Annotated in this window: 18 protein-coding genes; 11 read left to right on the top strand and 7 right to left on the bottom strand. The window is 64.1% G+C overall.

From position 1 onward, the window contains the following. Window positions 1-130 precede the first annotated feature (130 nt). From Q0D31_RS03850 to Q0D31_RS03825, 6 genes are all read left to right on the top strand, one after another. Window positions 131-370 (top strand): cysteine rich repeat-containing protein, encoded by a 240-nt coding sequence (locus Q0D31_RS03850; protein ID WP_291845435.1) that lies wholly within the window; start codon window positions 131-133, stop codon window positions 368-370. 186 nt (window positions 371-556) lie between these two features. Continuing rightward, entirely contained in the window at window positions 557-1435 is an 879-nt protein-coding gene (gene hpnC, locus Q0D31_RS03845; RefSeq protein ID WP_291845433.1) for a squalene synthase HpnC, read from the top strand. Next, the gene (gene hpnD / locus Q0D31_RS03840; RefSeq protein ID WP_291845426.1) at window positions 1432-2268 is read left to right on the top strand and encodes a presqualene diphosphate synthase HpnD; all 837 of its coding nucleotides are present in this window, start codon (window positions 1432-1434) and stop codon (window positions 2266-2268) included. Before hpnC ends, hpnD begins: the two co-directional genes overlap by 4 nt. Beyond that, complete coding sequence (gene hpnE / locus Q0D31_RS03835; protein WP_291845422.1) at window positions 2268-3521, top strand: hydroxysqualene dehydroxylase HpnE; 1254 nt, start codon at window positions 2268-2270, stop codon at window positions 3519-3521. The genes hpnD and hpnE overlap by 1 nt, the downstream gene beginning before the upstream one ends. 65 nt (window positions 3522-3586) lie before the next feature. Beyond that, the gene (gene shc, locus Q0D31_RS03830; RefSeq protein ID WP_291845419.1) at window positions 3587-5548 is read left to right on the top strand and encodes a squalene--hopene cyclase; all 1962 of its coding nucleotides are present in this window, start codon (window positions 3587-3589) and stop codon (window positions 5546-5548) included. Window positions 5549-5601: 53 nt separating this feature from the next. Then, window positions 5602-6291 (top strand): phosphorylase, encoded by a 690-nt coding sequence (locus Q0D31_RS03825; RefSeq protein WP_291846751.1) that lies wholly within the window; start codon window positions 5602-5604, stop codon window positions 6289-6291. Window positions 6292-6420: 129 nt separating this feature from the next. Here Q0D31_RS03825 and hpnH read toward each other — a convergent pair whose 3' ends face one another. After that, a complete protein-coding gene (gene hpnH, locus Q0D31_RS03820) occupies window positions 6421-7581 on the bottom strand; it encodes an adenosyl-hopene transferase HpnH (protein ID WP_291845416.1) in 1161 nt (386 codons plus the stop codon). Window positions 7582-7621: 40 nt separating this feature from the next. Further along, a complete protein-coding gene (gene ispH, locus Q0D31_RS03815) occupies window positions 7622-8548 on the bottom strand; it encodes a 4-hydroxy-3-methylbut-2-enyl diphosphate reductase (protein ID WP_291846749.1) in 927 nt (308 codons plus the stop codon). 478 nt (window positions 8549-9026) lie between these two features. Here ispH and Q0D31_RS03810 point away from each other — a divergent pair, with 478 nt between their 5' ends. Next, window positions 9027-11615: an MMPL family transporter gene (locus tag Q0D31_RS03810; protein ID WP_291845414.1), complete on the top strand. Its 2589-nt coding sequence runs from the start codon at window positions 9027-9029 to the stop codon at window positions 11613-11615. On the opposite strand, the gene Q0D31_RS03805 is transcribed toward Q0D31_RS03810, so the two are convergent. Continuing rightward, a complete protein-coding gene (locus Q0D31_RS03805) occupies window positions 11583-12296 on the bottom strand; it encodes a DUF2147 domain-containing protein (RefSeq protein WP_291845412.1) in 714 nt (237 codons plus the stop codon). The two genes, Q0D31_RS03810 and Q0D31_RS03805, sit on opposite strands and share 33 nt — an antisense overlap. Window positions 12297-12399: 103 nt before the next feature. Between Q0D31_RS03805 and hpnO the strand changes: the two genes are divergently transcribed. Together hpnO and Q0D31_RS03795 are read left to right on the top strand one after the other, a co-directional pair. Beyond that, the gene (gene hpnO, locus Q0D31_RS03800; protein ID WP_291845406.1) at window positions 12400-13791 is read left to right on the top strand and encodes an aminobacteriohopanetriol synthase HpnO; all 1392 of its coding nucleotides are present in this window, start codon (window positions 12400-12402) and stop codon (window positions 13789-13791) included. A gap of 153 nt (window positions 13792-13944) precedes the next feature. Beyond that, window positions 13945-14352 carry a GFA family protein gene (locus tag Q0D31_RS03795; protein WP_291845404.1) on the top strand — a complete coding sequence of 136 codons (408 nt, stop codon included), beginning with the start codon at window positions 13945-13947 and terminating at the stop codon, window positions 14350-14352. 45 nt (window positions 14353-14397) lie between these two features. Here the strand turns inward: Q0D31_RS03795 and Q0D31_RS03790 are convergent, their stop codons facing one another. Both Q0D31_RS03790 and Q0D31_RS03785 read right to left on the bottom strand, forming a co-directional pair. Next, on the bottom strand, window positions 14398-15054 hold the full coding sequence (locus tag Q0D31_RS03790) for a hypothetical protein (protein ID WP_291845401.1): 657 nt from the start codon (window positions 15052-15054) through the stop codon (window positions 14398-14400). A gap of 82 nt (window positions 15055-15136) precedes the next feature. Then, window positions 15137-16759, bottom strand: coding sequence for a GMC family oxidoreductase N-terminal domain-containing protein (locus Q0D31_RS03785; RefSeq protein ID WP_291846747.1), 1623 nt, complete (start codon window positions 16757-16759; stop codon window positions 15137-15139). Between the two features lie 261 nt (window positions 16760-17020). Here Q0D31_RS03785 and Q0D31_RS03780 point away from each other — a divergent pair, with 261 nt between their 5' ends. Beyond that, a complete protein-coding gene (locus tag Q0D31_RS03780) occupies window positions 17021-18193 on the top strand; it encodes a M20 aminoacylase family protein (protein WP_291845398.1) in 1173 nt (390 codons plus the stop codon). An 88-nt stretch (window positions 18194-18281) separates the two neighbouring features. Here Q0D31_RS03780 and Q0D31_RS03775 read toward each other — a convergent pair whose 3' ends face one another. Then, entirely contained in the window at window positions 18282-19721 is a 1440-nt protein-coding gene (locus Q0D31_RS03775; RefSeq protein WP_291845396.1) for a UdgX family uracil-DNA binding protein, read from the bottom strand. Window positions 19722-19859: 138 nt separating this feature from the next. Beyond that, window positions 19860-21098 carry a putative DNA modification/repair radical SAM protein gene (locus Q0D31_RS03770; protein WP_291845394.1) on the bottom strand — a complete coding sequence of 413 codons (1239 nt, stop codon included), beginning with the start codon at window positions 21096-21098 and terminating at the stop codon, window positions 19860-19862. A gap of 159 nt (window positions 21099-21257) precedes the next feature. Between Q0D31_RS03770 and Q0D31_RS03765 the strand changes: the two genes are divergently transcribed. Then, window positions 21258-22052, top strand: coding sequence for a DNA repair protein (locus Q0D31_RS03765; RefSeq protein WP_291845392.1), 795 nt, complete (start codon window positions 21258-21260; stop codon window positions 22050-22052). Window positions 22053-22193: the final 141 nt, after the last annotated feature.

Below are 22193 nucleotides of genomic sequence, written 5' to 3'. Positions count from 1 at the left end.
GCAAATTTGGCCGCATTTGGCAGTGCTTGTGTGGTCGCTGCGTGACGCGGCGCCTGTCTGCAGCTGAATTCGCCCCGGCCATCCGCAGCGAGACTGGACAGGATTTTCGCTGACGAAATGAAGGAATACGATGCGTAAGCTCCTCCTCGCTCTCACCTTGTTGTCGATCCCGGTTTTGTCGGCAGCCTTAGCCCAGCAACCGCAGCGTAGCGGCACGCCGGAGGAGCAGAAGGCCTGCTCCCGCGACGTGCAGAAGTTCTGCCGTCCGGTGATCGACCAGGGCGATTTCACCATCCTGGCCTGTCTCAAGGAACATCGACCCAAGATCAGCGGCGCCTGTAACCAGGTTTTGAAGAGTAACGGCCAATAACGGCGCGCCTGCCCGCAAACCGCCAACGAAAGCCGGTTTCCGGCTGGACGGCGCGCGGCGGCGGCTGGGGTGGCAAGCCCATACAGCATTGGTTTTGGCGGCATATTCGCCTATACGGGGCGCGCGATCTTCTCGCGGGCGCTGTGCACCGGCGCATGCCGCCAATCCGAATGTAGCCATTTCCTGATGACCAGCGCGAGCGACCTGCGATCCGGAAAGACCCACCGCGACGAGAATTTCCCGGTGGCGTCGTGGATCATTCATCCGCGCCACCGGGCGCTGATCCTGAGCTTCTACAATTTTGTCAGGACGGCCGACGACATCGCCGACCACGCAACCCTCGGCGCGGACGAAAAGCTGCGCTATCTCGACCTGTTGGAGGCGGAACTGCTCGGCAAGGGCGAGACGCAAAGGGAGGCGGTCAACCTGCGCCGGGCCCTGGCGGAGCGCGCAATGGCGCCGCGCCACGCGCTCGACGTGTTGATCGCGTTCCGGATGGACGTCACCAAGCTGCGTTACGAGAACTGGGACGACGTCATTCATTATTGCCGTTATTCGGCCATGCCGGTTGGACGTTTCATGCTCGACGTCCACGGCGAGAGCCCGTCGACCTGGCCGGCTTCGGACGCGCTTTGCGCGGGCCTGCAGATCAACAACCACTTGCAGGACTGCGCCAAGGACTACAAGAACCTCAACCGCGTCTACCTCCCGCGCGATGCGCTGGCAGCCAGCGGCGCTGCGGTCGAGATGCTGGGCGCGGCAAGGTCTCCGCCGCCGCTGCGCGATTGCCTGGTTGCGCTCGCGAGGCGGACCGAGACGTTGCTCGACGAAAGCAAATCGCTAACCGCCGAGGTGAGGGATTTCCGGCTCGGGCTCGAGATTGCCGTGATCCAGGCCTTTGCCGACAAGATCGTCAGAATGCTCAAGGTGCGCGATCCCCTGAGCGAGCGGGTTCATCTTGGCCCGCTCGAATTGCTGGCGCATAGCGCCGGCGGCATCTTTGGCGAGATCGTGCGGCGGACCCTGGGGCGCCGCCCCGTTTCCAGGCCGGCGGCCGGCGCATGACACTGCAGGCGGCGGCCAACGCAGATCACGGCACCGTCGCATCGGGCAGTTCGTTCTATGCAGCGATGCGGATCCTGCCGCGCCAACAGCGCGAGGCGATGTTCCAGATCTACAATTTTTGCCGGCAGGTCGACGACATCGCAGATTCCGACCGGCCGCGGGCCGAGCGGCTGGCCGCGCTCCAGGAATGGCGCGGCGACATCGACGCGCTGTATCGGGGCCATCCGCCGCCGCGCCTGAAGGATTACCTGGCATCGGTCCGGGCCTTTGGCCTCAAGCGCGAGGATTTCCTGGCTATCGTCGATGGCATGGAAATGGACGTGCCGCAGGACATCAGGGCGCCCGACCTGGCCACGCTCGACCTCTATTGCGACCGCGTCGCCAGCGCCGTCGGACGGCTGTCGGTGCGGGTTTTCGGCTTGCCCGAGGATGACGGCGTCCTGCTCGCCCACCATCTCGGCCGCGCGCTGCAATTGACCAACATCCTGCGCGACATCGACGAGGATGCGGGGATCGGCCGGCTGTATCTGCCACGCGAAAGCCTGTTGCATGCCGGGATCACCAGCGACGACCCGCGGAAGGTGGTTGCCGAGCGCACGCTTCCGAAAGCATGCCTGCCGCTGGTCGAGCGCGCGAAGTCGCATTTCGAGAATGCCGAGCTGATCATGAACCGCAATGCGCGGCGCGCAGTTCGTGCGCCGCGCATCATGTCCCGATACTACCGCGCGATCCTGGACTTGCTGGTGGCCCGGGGGTTCGACGCGCCGCGGATGCCTGTTCGGGTCCACAAGATGGCGAAGATCGCCATCCTTCTCCGTTACGCGATCATCTGATGCAGAAGAACGTCCATATCATCGGCGCCGGTATTTCGGGCCTTTCGGCTGCCGTGCGGCTGGCCAACGCCAATTGCAGCGTGCATGTCCATGAGGCCACGCAGCAGGCCGGCGGCCGTTGCCGGTCCTATTATGACGCGGCCACCGACCTCACCATCGACAATGGCAACCATCTGCTCCTGTCCGGCAACCGGCATGCACTGGCTTACGCCAGGTCGATCGGTACCGAGGCGGGCCTGGTCGGGCCGAAGCGCGCGCAGTTTCCCTTCGTCGATCTGGCCACCGGCCAGCGCTGGCAGCTCGACCTTGGCGATACCAGGTTGCCGCTATGGGTGTTCGACGAGTCGCGGCGGGTCCCCGACACCAGCCTCGTCGATTATCTCGCGCTGATGCCGCTGATCTGGGCAGGGGCCGACAAGCTCGTCGGCAACGCGATCCCCTGTGACGGCACGCTGTACCAGCGGCTGGTGCAGCCGTTGCTGCTGGCGGCGCTCAATGTCGATCCGCCCGAAGGCTCGGCGGGCCTTGCCGGCGCGATCGTACGGGAAACGCTGCTGGCGGGCGGACAGGCCTGCCGGCCCCTGATCGCGCGCGATGGCCTCAGCGCGGTTCTGGTCGAACCCGCGATCAAGCTCCTGCGGCAAAAGGGCGCCTCGGTCCACTTCGGCCATGAACTGCGCGAGCTCGTCATGGCGGGCGGCCATGTCGGCGAACTGAAATTTGGCGACGACACGATCGCGGTCGGCCCTGATGACGTCGTGGTTCTTGCGGTGCCGCCGCGTCCGGCGGCGGCGCTGCTGCCGGGCCTGAAGACGCCGTCCAAATTCCGCGCCATCGTCAACGCGCATTTTCGCTTCGACCCGCCCGCGGATTCGCCGCCGATTCTCGGCGTCGTCGGTGGCCTCGTGGAATGGCTGTTCGCATTCCCGCAGCGGCTGTCGGTCACTATCAGCAACGGCGACCGCCTTGTCGACATGCCGCGCGAAGAACTCGCGCTCATGATCTGGCGGGATGTCTGCAAAGCCGCAGGCCTGCAGGGCGAATTGCCATTGCCGCCCTGGCAGATCGTGCGCGAACGCCGCGCCACGTTCGCGGCCACGCCGGAGCAGAACGCGCTGCGGCCGGGCCCGGTGACCGCCTGCAAGAACCTGTTCCTCGCCGGGGACTGGACGGATACCGGATTGCCGGCAACTATCGAAGGGTCAGTACGTTCGGGCGACCGCGCCGCCGACCTGGTGCTGGCGGCGGCCTAGGCCCGAGGACACGTTGCGTGACCGGCTTCACAGATTTGGTGGCGAACAGAGGGATGTCTAGCGAGATGCTTTCCGCCGATCACACCGTCGCCGTCGAATCCGCCGCGCTGGAGCAGAGCATCGCCTCGGCGTCGGCGGCGCTGCTCGGCTATCGGCAACCGGACGGGCACTGGGTGTTCGAACTGGAAGCCGACAGCACGATTCCATCGGAATACATCCTGCTGCGCCACTACCTCGCCGAGCCGGTCGACAGCGTGCTCGAGGCCAAGATCGCGAATTATCTGCGCCGCACCCAGGGCGCGCATGGCGGCTGGCCGCTGGTGCAGGACGGCCCGTTCGACATCAGCGCCAGCGTCAAATCCTATTTTGCGCTGAAGATGATCGGCGATTCCGTGGATGCGCCGCACATGGTGCGCGCGCGCGATGCGATCCGCAGTCACGGCGGCGCTGCCCGCGTCAACGTTTTCACCCGGTTCATGCTGGCCTTTTATGGCGTCCTTACCTGGCGCGCGGTGCCGGTGTTGCCGGTCGAGATCATGCTGCTGCCGACATGGTCGCCGTTTCATCTCAACAAGATATCCTACTGGGCGCGCGCGACCATCGTGCCGTTGATGGTGATGGCGGCGCTGAAGCCGCGGGCGAAGAATCCAAAAGGCGTCGGCATCGACGAGTTGTTTCTGCAGGATCCCGCTTCGGTCGGAATGACCGCAAAAGCGCCGCATCAAAGCTGGGGCTGGTTTGCGCTTTTCAGCACGCTGGACAGGATCCTGCGGGTGGTCGAACCTTTGTTCCCGAAAAAGCTGCGCCAGCGCGCGATCGACGCCGCGGTTGCGTTCACGCTGGAGCGGCTCAACGGCGAAGACGGCCTCGGCGCGATCTATCCGCCAATGGCCAACGTGGTCATGATGTACGAGGCGCTCGGCAAGGGACCGGATTTCCCGCCGCGGGCGATTACCCGCAAGGGCATCGAGAATCTGCTCGTGGTTGGCGAACACGAGGCCTATTGCCAGCCCTGCGTCTCGCCGGTGTGGGACACCGCGCTCGCCTGCCACGCGCTGACGGAGGCCGGTGGCGAGGCGGCGCTTGCGAGAATGAAGCAGGGCCTCGACTGGCTGAAGCCGAGGCAGGTGCTCGACGTCAAGGGCGACTGGGCAGCAAAGGCCCCCGATGTCCGTCCGGGCGGCTGGGCGTTCCAGTACAACAATCCCCATTATCCCGATCTCGACGACACCGCCGTGGTTGTGATGGCGATGGACCGCGCGCGACGGCTGTCCGGCAGCCGGGAATACGACGAGGCCATTTCGCGCGGCCGCGAGTGGATCGAGGGCATGCAGAGCCGCGACGGCGGCTGGGCCGCCTTCGATGTCAACAACCTCGAATACTACCTCAACAACATCCCGTTCTCCGACCACGGGGCGCTGCTCGATCCGCCCACGGAGGACGTCACCGCGCGCTGCATCTCGATGTTGGCACAGCTCGGCGAAACCGCGCAGACCAGCAAGGCGGTTGCGGACGGGATCGAATACCTGCGCCGCACCCAGCTGCCGGAAGGGTCATGGTATGGCCGCTGGGGCCTCAATTACGTCTATGGGACCTGGTCGGTCCTCTGCGCGCTGAACGCCGCCGGGGTCGACCATCAGGACCCGGCGATCCGCAAGGCGGTGGACTGGCTCGTGTCGATCCAGAACAGGGATGGCGGCTGGGGCGAGGATGCCGTCAGCTACCGACTCGATTACAAGGGGTTTGAGCATGCGCCCTCGACCTCCTCGCAAACGGCATGGGCCTTGCTCGGTTTGATGGCGGCCGGCGAAGTCGAAAACCCGGCCGTCTTGCGGGGCGTGGCGTACCTAAAAACCACACAGACCGAAAAAGGGGTGTGGGACGAGGCCCGGTACACGGCTACAGGCTTTCCGCGGGTGTTTTATTTGCGTTATCATGGCTACTCGAAGTTCTTTCCGCTCTGGGCGCTGGCGCGGTATCGAAACTTGAGGAGCACCAACAGCAGGGTGGTAGGGGTCGGGATGTGACTTTGGGGGCGGGGGCCGCCGCGACCGCGGATCATTCGGTTGATCGCAATTCAATCGATCCGCGGCCGGTTTTGATCGTGACCGGTTTGGTGCAGGAGGCCCGCATTGCGGCCGGCCCCGGCATGATCGTGATTTGCAGTTCCAGCGATCCACGGCAATTGCGGGCGCTGCTGGCGACGCTGGATTCCACGACCTTCAGGGGCGTCATCTCGTTCGGCGTTGCCGGCGGGCTGGATCCGTCGCTTAAATCAGGCGATGTCGTGGTAGCCACCGAGGTACTGGCCGGCGATACCCGTTTCCTGGCCGGTCTGGCGCTGAACGAGGAATTGATCGCCCGTGCCGCGCTGCTCCGTCGGCGCGTGGTCCGGGGTGGTCTGGCCGGCGTCGAGCAGGTGATTGCGGCGACGGCTTGCAAGGCCGCGCTGCATTCCGAAACCGGGGCTGCCGCGGTCGATATGGAAAGCCATATCGCGGCGGCCTACGCGGCCAGCGCGGGGCTGCCGTTCGCGGCGCTGCGGGTCATATCGGATCCCGCCAGCCGATCGCTCCCGGCGATCGCCAAGAGCGCCATCAAGCCGAACGGCGACATCGATCTGCGCAAGGTGCTGCGCGGGCTCGCCCGCAATCCCACCACGCTGCGCGCGCTGGTCTCCACCGGAATCGATTTCAACCGCGCGCTGCGCTCCCTGCGCGGCTGCCGCGGCTTCCTGCACGGCGAGCGCCTGATGACGGCGGAAATCTGATCCTGGGTTCGCGACAGAAGCGTGAGCATTCCCAGAGGGCGTCGACAAGAAAGACAAAGATAAGGGCCCCGGTTCTCAGCTAACCGGAGCCCTTACTCTTTTCTCAGTCATTTCTATTCTTCGCCAGCCTCAGGCGGCGGTGGAAGCCTTCGCCGGTCGCTTGGCCGCGGCAGCCGCCGCCTCGTCGCGGCGGATCTCCGACAGGCGCTTCTGTACCTCGGCCGAGAAGATGTATTGGGCCGGGCGCTGGTTATCGAGGCTGATCTCGGGCGCCATCGGCCCGGTGGTGCGCACCCCGCGCAGGGCTACCCACATTGCCTTGAGCGGGTTGACCAGCGCCGCGTTGGCAGCGGTGGGCTCGTAGCCGCAATGCGCCATGCAGTCGGCGCACTTTTCATACTTGCCGGTGCCGTAGGTCTCCCAGTCCGTCGTCTCCATCAATTCCTTGAAGGTCTTGGTGTAGCCTTCGCCGAGCAGATAGCAGGGCTTCTGCCAGCCGAAAATGTTGCGCGCCGGCATGCCCCACGGGGTGCATTCGTAAGTCTGGTTGCCGGCCAGGAAGTCGAGGAACAGGCCGGAATGCATGAAGTTCCACTTCTTGCCCTTGCCGAGGGCGAACACGTCGCGGAACAGCTTCTTGGTCTTGGTGCGGTTGAGGAAGTGCTCCTGGTCCGGGGCGCGCTCATAGGCGTAACCCGGCGACATCGAGACGCCGACCCCAAGCTCGGTGGTGAAGTCGAGAAACTTGGCGATGTCCTCGGCCGCATGGCCGTCGAAGATCGTGGCGTTGACGTTGACGGTGAAGCCGCGGGCCTTTGCGGCCTTGATCGCCGAAACCGCGCGGTCGAACACACCGGCCTGCGACACCGCCTTGTCGTGGTGCTCTTTCAGTCCGTCGAGATGGACCGAGAAGAACAGGTAGGGCGAGGGCTCGAACAGATCGAGCTTTTTTTCCAGCAGCAGCGCGTTGGTGCAGAGCGAGACAAACTTCTTGCGCGCCACGAGGCCGCGCACGATCTCGCCGATCTCCTTGTGGATCAGCGGTTCGCCGCCGGGGATCGCCACCATCGGCGCGCCGCATTCGTCGGCCGCGTCCCAGCATTCCTGCGCCGACATGCGGCGGTTGAGGATCGCATCGGGATAGTCGATCTTGCCGCAGCCGACGCAGGCGAGGTTGCAGCGAAACAGGGGCTCCAGCATCAGCACCAGCGGATAGCGCTTGCGGCCCAGCAGCTTCTGCTTGATCAGGTAGCCGCCGATACGTATTTCCTTGAAGAACGGTATTGCCATCGCGAAGTTTTCTTTCTGGACTAGGAAACAGTGAAGTGGATCAGCCCGCGGTCAATTCCGCCGGCAGGCGGAATTCGATGTTTTCTTCCCGGCCGGGAAGCACCGACACCGTAACGGGTCCGATACGTCGCAAAGCCTCGATCACGTCATCGACCAAAACTTCGGGCGCCGAAGCGCCCGCCGTGATGCCGACGGCTCTCGCGTCCTTCAGCCAATCGGGGTTCAACTCGCTGCCGTCGGCAATGAGATAGCTGGCCACCCCGACCTCGGTGCCGATTTCGCGTAGCCTGTTAGAGTTGGAACTGTTGGCGGCCCCCACCACCAAGATGACGTCCACCAACTTGCTGAGGTCTCTTACCGCAGATTGGCGGTTCTGTGTCGCATAGCAGATATCCCGGATGTCCGGGCCCTGAATATCGGTAAAACGGGCGTGAAGTGCGGCAATTATGTCTCTTGTGTCGTCCACGCTGAGGGTCGTCTGGGTAATATAGGCGATCGGGCTGTCGGTCGGCAGAGCCAGGCTGGCGACCTCCTCGGCGTTTTGGACCAGCCAGATCGGCCCCGGAACCTGGCCCATGGTGCCCTCGACCTCGGGATGGCCGGCGTGGCCGATCAAGACCAGATTCCGGCCCTTGGACATGTACCGTTTGCCCTGATTATGGACCTTGGTGACCAGCGGGCAGGTGGCGTTAAGGACTGGCAGACCGCGCGCGGCAGCCTCTTCCTCGACGCTGCGGGCCACGCCATGGGCGCTGAATACCGTCACGGCTCGCGCAGGTATTTCCGCGAGTTCCTCGACGAAGATCGCGCCCTTGTTCTTCAGGCTCTCCACCACATGCTTGTTGTGCACGATTTCGTGGCGCACATAGACCGGCGGCCCGTATTTTTCGAGCGCCCGCTCGACGATCTCGATGGCACGCACGACGCCCGCACAAAAGCCGCGGGGCTGCGCAAGATATACTTCCATGGCTCTTCCACTACCAAATGGGACCATTCTAAAACGCAAATTCACGTGTCAGCTACTGTGCTCCCGGTCACCCCGGCGGCAGGTCTTCCGCATATATCGATTGCGCCGGAAATCAGCTAGCCGCGCACCATGACGAGGCTTCGCGCAGGTAGGCCGCCGCCCCGGAAGATGGAACCGAAGGAGCAGGAGTATGTGTCAAAAAATGAGTATTTAGAAAAGTCCGTCGCGCAATGGTTATCGGCGGTATGGTATTATAATACAGTCATCGCCCCCGCGGGGGTGTTTTCTCGCCCTTCCGTCACTTTGTCGCCCACGGATTGGGCCTATACCCGTGCCCGAATGTTGTTTCGATGTGTGATTTGGTGATTTCAGCTGAAACCGGCTGAAACTGACCAAAACAACATTAGATCGGCTCCGTGAACTCCGCTAGACAGCGGGGCGTTTTCGCGGACCCCTGCCAGCCTCGGAAAGAAATGAAGTGCTGACCAGCATTGTTGTCTTGATTGTCAGAACCTGCACGCGGTTTGCCATCCCCGTCGTCGCGCTTTCGCTGATCCTCACGATCGGGGCGAGCTACTACGCCGTCCAGAATTTCGCGATCAACACTGACATCAACAAGCTGATTTCGCCCGACCTCGACTGGCGCAAGCGCGACAACCAGTTCGAGCATGCCTTTGAGCGGGAAAAGCTGATTTTGGCCGTCGTTGAAGCGTCGACGCCGGAACTTGCCGGCGCCGCCGCCAAGGCGCTGGCTGCGAAACTGTCGGGCGACACCAAACATTTCGAGTCGGTGCAACCGCTCGGTTCTGGCGAGTTCTTTGAGAGGAACGGGCTGTTGTTCCTGCCGGTGGAGGAGGTGGGCAAGGTCACCGGCCAGCTCGAAGCCGCAGCGCCCCTGATCGAGATCATGGCCGGAGATCCCTCGATCCGCGGCCTCACCGGTGCGCTCGAGACCGGCCTTGCCGGCGTCAAGCGCGGTCAGGTCAAGCTCGACAGCACCGAACGTCCCTTCAACCAGATCAGCCAGACCGTTGAGAGCATCCTCGGCAAGGGAACGGCGACCTTCTCCTGGCGCGAACTGGTCAGCAACAAGCCGCTGACCGACGCCGACCGCCGCGCCTTCATCGAATTCAAGCCCAAGCTCGACTATAATTCGCTCGAACCCGGCAGGGACGCCACCGATGCGATCCGGCAGGCCGCGACCGATCTGAAATTCGCAGAACAGTACAGCGCTCGCGTCAGGCTGACCGGCCCGGTTCCGATCGCCAACGAGGAATATGCCACCGTCCAGGACGGCGCGATCGTCAATGGCATCGGCACCATCATCATCGTTCTCGTCATTCTGTGGATGGCGCTGCATTCGGCCAAGATTATTTTTGCGGTGTTCACAAGCCTGTTCATCGGCCTTGCGATCACGACCGCCGTGGGTCTGATGATGGTGGGATCGCTGAACCTGCTGTCGGTCGCCTTTGCCGTGCTGTTTGTCGGCCTCGGCGTCGATTTCGGTATTCAGTTCAGCGTCCGCTACCGTTCCGAACGGTTCAAGAACGACGATCTGGCGCTGGCGCTGGAGAGTGCGGCCAACCGTTCTGCGGTCCCGCTGTCGCTGGCGGCGATGGCGACCGCGGCCGGTTTCCTGTGCTTCCTGCCAACCGACTACCGGGGAATTTCCGAACTCGGCAAGATCGCAGGCGCGGGCATGCTGGTCGCCTTCCTCACCAGCATCACGGTGCTGCCGGCGATGCTGAAACTGCTCAATCCGCCCGGCGAGAGCGAGCCGGTCGGTTACGCGTTTCTGGCGCCGGTGGACGAGTTCCTGGAGAAGCATCGCGTCATCATCATCGTCGGCACGCTGCTCGTCGCCCTGGCGGGGCTGCCGTTGCTCTATTTTATGAAGTTCGACTTCAACCCGATCAATCTGCGCAACGCGCAGGTGGAATCGATCGCGACCTTCCTCGATCTGCGCAAGGATCCGAACACCGGCGCCAACGCGGTCAACGTGCTGACCCGTTCGGAAGCCGAGGCGAAGCAGGTCGAGGCGCGGCTGGAGAAGGTGCCGGAAGTCCTCCGCGTGATGTCGCTGGACAGTTTCGTGCCGGAGAATCAGCCGGCCAAACTGAAGCTGATCGCGCAGGCCGCCAAAGCGGTCGGCCCGGCGCTCAATCCCGACCAGGTCGATCCGGCGCCCTCCGACCAGGAGAACGTCGAAGCGCTGAAGGGAACGGTCGAGAGCCTGCGCAGGGCCGCCGGCGACGGCGGCGGACCGGGCGCGATCGCTTCGCGGCGGCTGGCGGATGCGCTGTCGAAGCTTGCCGAGGCCGACCAGGCGACGCGCGACAAGGCGCAGAATGTGTTCGTCATCCCGCTCACGATCATGTTCGAACAGCTCCGCAACACCCTGCAGGCGGGGCCGGTGACCTTGAAAACGCTGCCGCCGGAACTGGTGCGAAGCTGGAAATCAAAGGACGGGTTGATTCGCGTCGAGGCGTTGCCGAAGGGCGACCCCAACGACAACGACAATCTGCGCCGGTTTGCCGACGCGGTTCTCGCGGCCGAGCCGACCGCAATCGGTGGGCCGGTGTCGATCCTCAAATCCGGCGACACCATCGTCACGGCGTTCATTGTTGCCGGCCTGTGGGCGCTGCTGGTGATCAGCATTCTGCTCTGGCTGGCGCTGCGGCGGGTCACCGACGTGCTGCTGACGCTGGTGCCGCTGCTGGTAGCGGGGGCCGTGACGCTGGAGATATGTGTTCTGATCGGGCTGCCGCTCAACTTCGCCAATATCGTCGCGCTGCCGCTGCTGCTCGGCGTCGGCGTCGCCTTCAAGATCTACTATGTCACGGCATGGCGCGAGGGCAGGACGAACCTGCTGCAGTCGAGCCTGACGCGCGCGATCTTCTTCTCGGCGCTGACGACGGCGACCGCATTCGGAAGCCTCTGGCTATCCAGCCACCCCGGCACCGCCAGCATGGGAAAACTGCTGGCGCTCTCGCTCGTCACCACGCTCGCCGCCGTGCTGCTGTTCCAGCCCGCGCTAATGGGCAAACCGCGCGATGTCGGGAAGTAGGCAGATATCGCCGATGTCGGCCGGTTGGGCGGCGGCCTGCTTTTGACCTGGCGCAACCTTTGGCGCAGCCGTTGGGCTGGCGGGTCCAGAGTTGACGGCTCCAGCACCGGCAGGCGCGGGACTGGCTGTCCCCGTGGTCTTGGGGGCCACAGGAGCGGGAGCCGGCGCGGTTGCGGTCTTCGGCGCGGCGGCGAAAGCGCCTTTCGGCGCGCCCTTGGCCATGCTGTTGGCGGGGCTCGAGGGGATCGGCGGCCCGACCCGGGTCCAGGTTTCACCGCCGCACAGGAAGCCCAGCACGCAGCCCTGGATCTCCAGCTGCTCGGTCCCGACCGGCTTGATGGTCGAGCTATAGAGCTGTCCATCCTTGGCGTTGTAGACTTGCCCCTCCCAGGAATAGGCGCCCGGCTTCTTCTTCATGTCGATCAGGATCGGCATGCCGAGCGTCGGTCGGCTCTGCTTGGACGCATCAGGGTTGTTCTTGTCCTTGCCGCCGGGAGTCTTCTCCCAGGCAACCACGCCCCACATATTGCCGTAACATTGGGCGACCCGGATGTTGGCGACGCCATCGGCCACTTTCCAGTCGCCGGTGGGGTCGGCCGCCAACGCGCATCCGAAACTGGCGGCCAAAAAGAGTCCAGAGTATCCGACTTTTCGCGCGACGTTTCTTGGGCAGTGCAACATGTTTCAGGCCTGTGTTTATGTCGATGGGTCTCAGCGCGCGGTCAAAACGCCGCATTGTGCGTTTTCAGTTGACGAAACGGTCATCAACCGACGTATGTAGCCGATGCAAAGTTCATATCTAGACGTTTCCGGGATGTTTGTGGAGCGACAAGCGCAGCGCAGTTCCATGCATGCGCGCCACCTGAACGAGCAACTCGTCCGGGTACTCAAGACCATCGGCTACGATGTGGGCTTTCAGAAGGGGCAAGGTCAATATCTCTTCGACAGGGACGGGGTTCGCTATCTTGATCTACTGAGCGGATTTGGCGTTTTTGCGATCGGTCGCAATCATCCTGCGTTGCGCGAGGCGCTGAAGGGGGTCCTTGACAGCGATTTTCCGAACCTGGTGCAGCTTGACGTTTCCACGTTGGCCGGCGTGTTGGCGGAACGGCTGCTGGAACATGTCCCATATCTGGACAAGGTGTTCTTCGCCAATTCCGGGGCCGAAACCGTCGAGGCCGCGATCAAGTTCGCGCGCGGCGCGACCGGCCGGCCCGGCATGGTGTCTTGTTCCCATTCGTTCCACGGCCTGTCCTACGGCGCGCTGTCGCTGATGGATGACCCCAACTTCCGCTCCGGTTTCGAGCCGCTGCTGCCGGGTTGCACGCAGGTTCCCTACAACGATCTGGCGGCGCTGGAGCAGGCCCTGTCGTCGCGCCAGGTCGCCGGCTTCATCGTCGAGCCGATCCAGGGCAAGGGCGTCAACATGCCCACGGACGAGTTCCTGCCGGGCGCAGCGGCATTGTGCAGGAAATACGGCACGCTGCTGATCGCCGACGAAATCCAGACCGGCATCGGCCGCACCGGCAAATTCCTCGCGGTCGAGCACTGGAATGTCGAGCCCGACATGGTGCTGCTGGCCAAGGCCTTGTCCGGCGGCCACGTGCCGGTGGGCGCGCTGCTGACGCGCAAGCACATCTTCGACAAGATCTTCAGCCAGATGGATCGCGCGGTCGTGCACGGCTCGACTTTTGCGAAGAACGATCTGGCGATGGCCGCCGGCATCGCCACCCTCGAAGTGATCAAGCAGGAAAAGCTGGTCGAGCAGGCCGCCCGGCGCGGCGCCGAGATCCGTCTTGCGCTGACGCGGATGGTGCCCGGCTACGAATTGATGAAGGAAGTGCGCGGCAAGGGTCTGATGATCGGCGTCGAGTTCGGTCCGCCGAAATCGCTGCGGCTGAAGGCCTCCTGGAATCTGCTGGAGACCGCCAACAAGGGCCTGTTCTGCCAGCTCATCACCGTGCCGCTGTTCAAGGACCACAAGATCCTGACCCAGGTCTCCGGCCACGGCAGCCACACCATCAAGCTGCTGCCGCCGCTGGTGATCACCGAAGAGGATTGCCGCTGGATCGAAACGGCATTCGACGACGTCATCGCCGCCAGCCACAAGGTCCCCGGCGCGATCTGGTCGCTCGGCAAGACGCTGGTCGACAACGCGGTGCGGAAGTCGGCGTAAGGGCACAGCCGCTGCCGTCATTGCGAGGAGCGAAGCGACGAAGCAATCCATCCTTTCTTCGCCGCCCGATGGATTGCTTCGCGGAGCTCATCGGACGCGCATCCGCGACCCGTTGGCTCGCAATGACGATGCGGCTGCAGATGGGAGGAGCGCATGAGTAAGATCACCGGCGGCTGTCATTGCGGCGCCATCCGCTACCAGGTCGAGGGCGAACTGATGGTTCATGCGCTGTGCCACTGCAGCGATTGCCGGCGTCACGCCGGCGCGCCGGTGGTGGGATGGACGATGTACGCCGAGGACGCGGTCAAGGTGACCAAGGGCCAGCCCAAGGTCTACGAATCCTCCGAGCACGGCCGGCGGCACTTCTGCGCCGATTGCGGCACCGGCCTCTTCTACATCAATGCGAACATGTTGCCGGGGATCATCGACATCCAGAGCGGGACCTACGACGATCCCGAGGCGGTTCCGGCCATGGTTCATATCCAGACCGCCGAGCGGCTGCGCTGGATGGAGCGCGCGCACGAACTGCCGAGTTTCGAGCGCTATCCGCCGCAGGCGTAGCGTCGCGTATTGCTTCGCCGCGTGGTTTGAAGGAAAGATTCAGATTCAGCGAACGACGGCGGGTTTGGGCCACGGTGTCGCTTCCCAGATCGTGGCCCATTCGCTCTCTTGGCCGCCGCAGGGCTTTGCCCTGACTTCAACGCGGACAACCACGAAACTTGCGACGCGGCTGACCCAGCCCTCGGTCGAGCCCAATCGATAGGTGTGACGGAGCTCCGAATTAGGACACATGTCCGATCCAGAGACGGCTTCAAATACGCCGGCCTCTCTTCTCCAGGTGATCAAGCCCGGCCTGACGGTCGTGCCGAACCCCTCCTTCTCTGCAGTAAACGGGAGCTGCACAAGCGTCGGCGTTCGAAAGCTGGCAAAGTCAAATACATGATGCGATCCACTGACCCCGGAGCGACAGAACACGAGCGCAAGGCGGCGGTTTTCAGTACTGATAAAATGGATCGGCTGCTGCTTGAGGTCATGCTTGTAACGGCAACCTACCTGTTCTGCGGCAAGCGCGAGTTGTCTCGGTACTAAGGCAGGGTCCGAAACTTCAAAGTCTCCTCCAGCAAAGGGGATGCTGTCGTATTTCTGACGATCGTCTTGGTGAACGTCAGCTCTTGGGCGGCCTTCCTCCGGTGCGGCTGCAATCGACATGCTCAGCAAGATCGCGGTGAAGAGCAGTGGTAGAGTGGAAGAGGGGAGATGCATGAAATCACTCTACCACAACGCGAAACAATCTCAACGATTGCGGCCCGGCGCGAAAATCGCTGCAATCCAACCCATTACGCGGCTACTTGCGCCTATCCTCCAAAATCATGCCCGCCGCTTTCTCCGCGATCATCGCCGTCGGCGTGTTGGTGTTGCCCGAGGTGATCGTCGGCATGACGGAAGCATCCGCCACGCGCAAGCCGGCGATGCCATGGAAGCGCAACCGCTCGTCGACCACGGCCAGCGGATCGGAAGCCAGGCCCATTTTTGCGGTGCCGACGGGATGGAAGATCGTGGTGCCGATATCGCCGGCGGCTTTCGCCAGCGATGCGTCGTCGTCGCCGACGCCGGGGCCGGGCAGATATTCCTGCGGGTGATATTGCGCGAGCCGCTGCTGCTTCATCAACCGCCGTGTGGTGCGGATGGCGTCGGCCGCGACCTGGCGGTCGTCGTCGGTCGCAAGATAATTCGGCGCGATCGACGGCGCCTCGTCAGGCTTGGCCGAACGGATGCGCACGGTGCCGCGCGAGGTCGGCTGCAGATTGCAGGCGCTGACGGTGATCGCGGGAAAGCGATGCAAGGGATCGCCGAACTTGTCGAGCGACAGCGGCTGCACGTGGAACTGGATGTTGGCGCGGGCGCGGGTTGGATCGGAGCGGGTGAAGATGCCGAGCTGCGACGGCGCCATGGTCAGCGGCCCGCGGCGGCGGAAGGCGTAGTCGAGCCCCATCAGGCCGCGGCGGAAGAGATTGTAATAGGTCTCGTTCAACGTGCGGACGCCCTCGACCTTGTAGATCGCGCGCTGCTGCAGATGGTCCTGCAGGTTTCGCCCGACGCCCTGCCGGTCGAGCGCGACATCGATGCCGAGCGGCGCAAGCCAGTCTGATGGCCCGATGCCGGACCGGTGCAGGATCTGTGTCGATCCGATCGATCCCGCGCACAGGATGACTTCGCCCTTGGTCCTGATCTCGACCACTTCACCGCCCTGCATGAGACGCACGCCGACGGCGCGGCCGTTCTCAATGATAAGGCGATCGACCAGCACGTTCTTCTCGAGCCGCAAATTGGCGCGGTTCAGCACCGGCTTGAGGAAGCCGCGCGCCGAAGACCAGCGGCGGCCGCGCTTCTGGTTGACGTGGAAATAGCCGGTGCCTTCATTGTCGCCGGTGTTGAAGTCGGCGATGCGCTTGATGCCCATCTGTTCGGCGGCCTCGCCGACGGCGTCGAGGATCGCCCACGACAGCCGCGGCGCCTCGATCCGCCAGCCGCCGCCGACGCCGTGATGTTCGCTCTCGCCGAGGAAATGATCCTCCAGCCGCCGGAACAGCGGCAGCAAATCGTCATAGCCCCAGCCGGTCAGGCCGAGCTGGCGCCAGTGGTCGTAATCGGCGGATTGCCCGCGCATCGAGATCATGGCGTTGATGGCGGAACAGCCGCCGATCACCTTGCCGCGGGGGTAGGCCAGCGAACGGCCGTTCAGTCCGGGCTCCGGCTCGGTGCGAAACATCCAGTCCGAGCGCGGATTGCCGATCGCGAACAGGTAGCCGACCGGGATGTGAAACCAGATCCAGTTGTCGTCGCCGCCGGCCTCCAGGATCAGCACGCGGTTTTTCGGATCAGCCGACAGGCGGTTGGCCATGATGCAGCCGGCGGTGCCGGCGCCCACCACGATATAGTCGAAGTCGCCATCGAGCCGTTTGACCATCCCGAATTCCACTTTCCCGTCCTGCCCGGCCAAAAGCACGAAGCGCGTATTCGCGCCAGATGCGCCGGGCATGCACGTCTTTCCAAGCGTTTCCAATATCAGAATATGGGCTGGGGGAACGGGACCCGTCTACGCCAGGGCTTCGCCGGGCGCGCAAGCCCGCCATCACGGCCGGCAGGCACGCCGCACCGGCCTTGGGTGGACCGCCGCTTGCATGCTACAGATGCCCCGAGCGTTCCAACCCGAGGCCAGAGAATTCCCATGCCCATCGTCAACCGCGTCGCCGATCTGCAACCCGATATCCAGGCCTGGCGCCGCGATATCCACCAACATCCCGAACTGCTGTACGACGTGCACCGCACCGCAGCATTCGTGGCGGACCGGCTGCGCGAATTCGGCTGCGACGAGGTCGCCACCGGCCTTGGCCGCACCGGCGTCGTCGGCGTCATCAAGGGCAAGCAGCCGGGCAAGGGCGAGATCAAGGTGATCGGGCTGCGCGCCGACATGGACGCGCTGCCGATCGAGGAAGCAACCAATCTGCCCCACGCTTCCAAGACAAAGGGCTTGATGCACGCCTGCGGCCATGACGGTCACACGGCGATGCTGTTGGGGGCGGCGCGGTACCTCGCCGAAACCCGGAACTTCGCCGGCGACGCGGTCGTGATCTTTCAGCCGGCCGAGGAGGGTGGGGCGGGCGCCGCCGCCATGATCAAGGACGGGCTGATGGACCGGTTCGGCATCGAGCAGGTCTATGGCATGCATAACGGCCCGGGTATTCCGGTCGGCTCGTTCGCCATCCGGCCCGGCCCGGTGATGGCCGCAACCGACTCGATCGACATCACGATCGAGGGCGTGGGCGGGCACGCGGCGCGGCCGAACAAATGCATCGATTCCGTTCTGGTCGGCTCGCAGCTGATCACCGCGCTGCAGTCGATCGTCTCCCGCACCATCGATCCGCTGGATTCCGCGGTGATCTCGATCTGCGAGTTCCATGCCGGCAACGCCCGCAACGTGATCCCGCAGACCGCGGAGCTCCGCGGCACGGTGCGCACGCTGACGGCGGAAGTCCGCGCGATGGTCGAGAAGCGCGTCCGCGAGGTGGTCGCGGGCGTGGCGCAGATGTCCGGCGCCAGGATCGACCTGGTGTACGAGCGCGGCTATCCCGTCACCAAAAACCATGCCGAGCAGACCGACTTCGCCACGCAGGTGGCCAGGGACGTCGCCGGCGCCCAGAACGTCCACGACATGCCGCCGTTGATGGGCGCGGAGGATTTCGCCTACATGCTGGAGGCGCGGCCGGGCGCGTTCATCTTCTGCGGCAATGGCGATAGCGCCGGGCTGCATCACCCCGCCTATGATTTCAACGACGAGGCGATCGTGTACGGCACCTCGTACTGGATCAAGCTGGTCGAGAACAAGCTGGCGGCGGCGTGAGAAAATCTGTCGCGCGCCGCGTAGCGCCGGCAGCAGAATGCTCAGCGGCGTGAGCACGCCTTTTCCGTCTTTGCCGATGGCAGAAACCTCATGCCGCGCGCGGTGATCCCCGCAGCACGGCAGCGGCTATTTTCAGGTCATCGACGAAGCGGCGATACTCCTGCGCCTTGGCCTCGGCGTCGGGCAATCGCAACAGGTAGGAAGGATGCACCGTTACCAGCGCCTGGGCGTCGTCGAGATCGATCAACCGCCCGCGGCTCTTGTTGACCGGCGTGATTTTCCCGAACACGCTTTGCGCGGCGGTCGCCCCCATCGCTACCACCAGATCGGGCTTGATGGCGGCGAGCTCGCGTTCGTACCATTGCCGGCAGGCCTTGATCTCAAGCGTATTCGGCTTCTGATGCAGGCGGATCTTGCCGCGCGGCACGAACTTGAAGTGCTTGACCGCGTTGGTGACATAGACCTTGCCGCGGTCGATGCCGGCCTCTTTCAACGCGCGATCGAGCATCTGTCCGGCTGGTCCGACGAACGGTTGGCCGGCCAGATCTTCCTGGTCGCCGGGTTGCTCGCCGACCAGCATGATCCGCGCGGATTGCGGGCCCTCGCCAAACACGGTCTGGGTCGCGTCCTTCCAGAGCGGACAGGCGCGGCAATCGTCGGCTTGCTGACGCAGCGTTTCGATATCGTCGGTGTTCTCCACGGTTCTTGAAGGCATGGGTGGTTGCAGCCGTTTCTGTGATTTGTGCGGTTCGGTCGCCGCATTGGCGATCATGGCGCTCGCGATGCGGTCGGCCCCCTCGATCAGGGGCTTAATCAATGACGTCTCCGGCAGGTTCCGCCAGTATTTTCGCGGCATCTCTGCCCGCATCGCTTTCACCTTGAGCCGCGCCGGGTTGAAGATCGAGGCATAGTAGCGCCGCCAGGTTTCCTCCAGCCGGTCGGCCGTCGGCGCTTCGGACTTGGCAACCCCCGGCGTGATCGAGACGGCATGACCATCCCAGTGCGCGCAGGCCTCAGGGGTCAGGATCGACCACGGCATGTCGGCGAAACGCCGGGCGAAGAACGGCGCGGCCAGCTCCACGATGCGGTGTTCCGGCTCGAACCAGGCCACGAAATGCGATTTCTGCTCGCGGCCGACTTCGCGGAAGCGGACAAAGGCGTGCATCTTGTGCTCGTCGCGGCGGACGGTCCTGGCCATCGCGGTGACATCGGACACGTCGGGATCGGTGGCGATATCGAGCAGATCGCGATTTTGCCTTAACCGCCACAGCAGGCGATAGAGAAGGGCGAAGCGCTCCGGGCTGCGGTGCAGGATCGCAAGCTGGGCCAGTTTGACGAATCTGGCCGATACGCTGAACGTGCCGCCCGCGGGCTCCTGCGGCGCCGTTGTCGGCGCAAACAGTTCGGACGCATCGCCGGCAACGCTCCAGGTCACGTCCGACGGTTTCACGTCGTTCAGCGCCAGAGCGCGGGCGGCCAGGCGCCAGCCGTCGAAATCGGTTTCGCCGTCGAGGGGGATGTGGTGCATGTCTATCCTCTTCGTCATGGCGAGGAGCGAAGCGACGAAGCAATCCATGTCGCAGCGTGCGGAGAGGTGGATTGCGTCGCGGAGCCTGTCATCGGGCGCGCATTCGCGCGACCCGGTGGCTCGCAGTGATGGCAGTGGTCAAAACCCAAACCCAAGTTGCGTTGTTGTCGGCTTGAATCGCGCCGCCAGCCCTGCGCCATCCAGCAGTTGCGGCGAGGGGCGGTGGTCGCTGAGCACGATGAACGGCAACGCCTTCTTCTGCGGGATATGCAGCCGCGCCAGGTCGGCCACGCGGATCGACGTCAGGCGGCGTGTGGCGAGGATGCGGTCGACCGACCGGGTGCCAAAGCCTGGCACCCGCAACAGTTCTTCCCGGCTGGCGGTCGCGACATCGAGCGGAAAGCGATGGCGGTGGCGCAGCGCCCACCCGAGTTTCGGATCGATGTCGAGCGGCAGCATGCCGGCGCTTTCATCGACGATCTCGCTGGCGTCGAAACCATAAAACCGCATCAGCCAGTCGGCCTGGTAGAGCCGGTGTTCGCGAATGAGCGGCGGCGAGACCAGCGGCAGCGCACGGCTGGCGTCGGGGATCGGACTGAACGCCGAATAATACACCCGCTTGAGCCGGTAGGCGCCATAGAGATTGGCGCTGGTGTCGAGGATGGTCTTGTCGTCGGTCGCATCGGCGCCGATGATCATCTGCGTGCTCTGGCCGGCCGGAGCGAAGCGCGGCGGCTTTGTTCGGGTCGCGGTCCTGACGTTCTCTTTTGCTTCATCGAGCTTGAGCCGCAGCCGGCCCATGGTGCGGCGGATCGCGCGGACGTTTTTCTCCGGAGCGAATTTGGCCAAGCTTTTTTCCAGCGGCATTTCGATGTTGATGCTGAGACGGTCGGCATATCTGCCGGCTTCGTTGATCAGCGCGTCGTCGGCCTCGGGGATGGTCTTGAGGTGGATGTACCCGCGGAAGTGATGCTCCTCGCGCAGCTTGCGCGCGACGCCGACCACTTGCTCCATCGTATAGTCGGCGCTGCGGATGATGCCGGAGGAGAGAAACAATCCCTCGATGTAGTTGCGCCGGTAGAAGTCGAGCGTCAGCTTCACGACCTCGTCGATGGTGAAGCGGGCGCGGGGCACGTTGGAGGAGGTGCGGTTCACGCAGTAAAGGCAGTCGTAATTGCAGGCGTTGGTGAGCAGGATCTTCAGCAGCGAAATGCAGCGTCCGTCCGGGGCGTAGGAGTGGCAGATGCCCATGCCGGGTGCGGTCGAGCCGAGGCCCTTGCCGTCGCTGGAATCCCGCTTCTCGGTGCCCGATGAGGCGCAGGAAGCATCGTATTTCGCGGCATCCGCCAGGATCTCTAGCTTACGTTGCACGTCCATCGTTGAATCCCCTTGATTCCGTTCATGAATAGCCAGGGGGTCCGATGCCGATTGACTCCGCCGGCTCTGTTAGCGCTATATTAGAACATATCATGAACAAATGAGCCAGCTTTTGGTTCTCCTCTCGAACCACAGCGGCCAGGATTTCCCAGGAGCGGCATGAGCGGCGCGTGCACAAATACGCTTGCGAATTTGCGAGGGCGCATCGCGCGGATCGAGGCGCATGGCGATGCGCATGACCTCACCAGGGTCGCGCTCGGGCATGCAGCGGCGGACGCTGCGTTGTGCGGTGGCCTTGCGGTTGCGGCGGTCCATGAAGTGTTCGCCGAGGGCCGCCAGAGCGCGACGGCAACCGGCTTTGTCGCGGGCCTTGCCGGACGGCTGACGCCGCGCCGGCCGCTGGTCTGGGTGCGGCAGGATTTCAGCGAAATCGAATCCGGCGCGCTGTCGATGCGTGGCTTGTGCGAATTGGGCCTCGACCCGCGCCTGGTGGTGACGGTGCGCGCCACGGACACCGATGCCGCGTTGCGGACCGCCGCCGACGCGCTGGCCTGCGACGCGCTCGGCGTCGTGGTGCTGGAAGTCTGGGGGCCGGCGCGTCAGCTCGACCTCGTCGCCAGCCGCAAGCTCACCTTGGCCGCGCAGGCCTCCGGGGTCACCGCGCTGCTGCTGCGGGTGGGCGCGGAACCCTTGCCCTCGACCGCGGAGACCAGATGGATCGTGCGTGCGGCGCATTCGCCGCCTTCCGCGCCCTGGCATGCGTGGGGCGCGCCAATGTTCGACGCCCAGCTGGTTCGCAACCGTCATGGCCCGGTCGGGCGGTGGATCATGGAATGGAAATCTGATGAGTGCTTTTTTACCGAACCGGCGACGCATCCTCAGCCTGTGGCTGCCACACCTGCCCATCGACCGCATCAGGCGGCAGCTATCGGGCAACAACGGCGCGCAAGCTGAAAATTCCAAAGCGGTTTCGAGCCAAGTCTCTCACGATACGACCGGTGCGCTCCCTCTCCCGCTTGCGGGGGAGGGCCGGGGTGGGGGCGGCGGCAACGGCAGTGCCTGTGGCTTACCCCTCTCCCTAACCCTCCCCCGCAA

The organism is Bradyrhizobium sp. (assembly GCF_022844465.1).
Taxonomy (GTDB): domain Bacteria; phylum Pseudomonadota; class Alphaproteobacteria; order Rhizobiales; family Xanthobacteraceae; genus Bradyrhizobium.
This window is presented reverse-complemented; position numbering and strand designations above follow the sequence as displayed.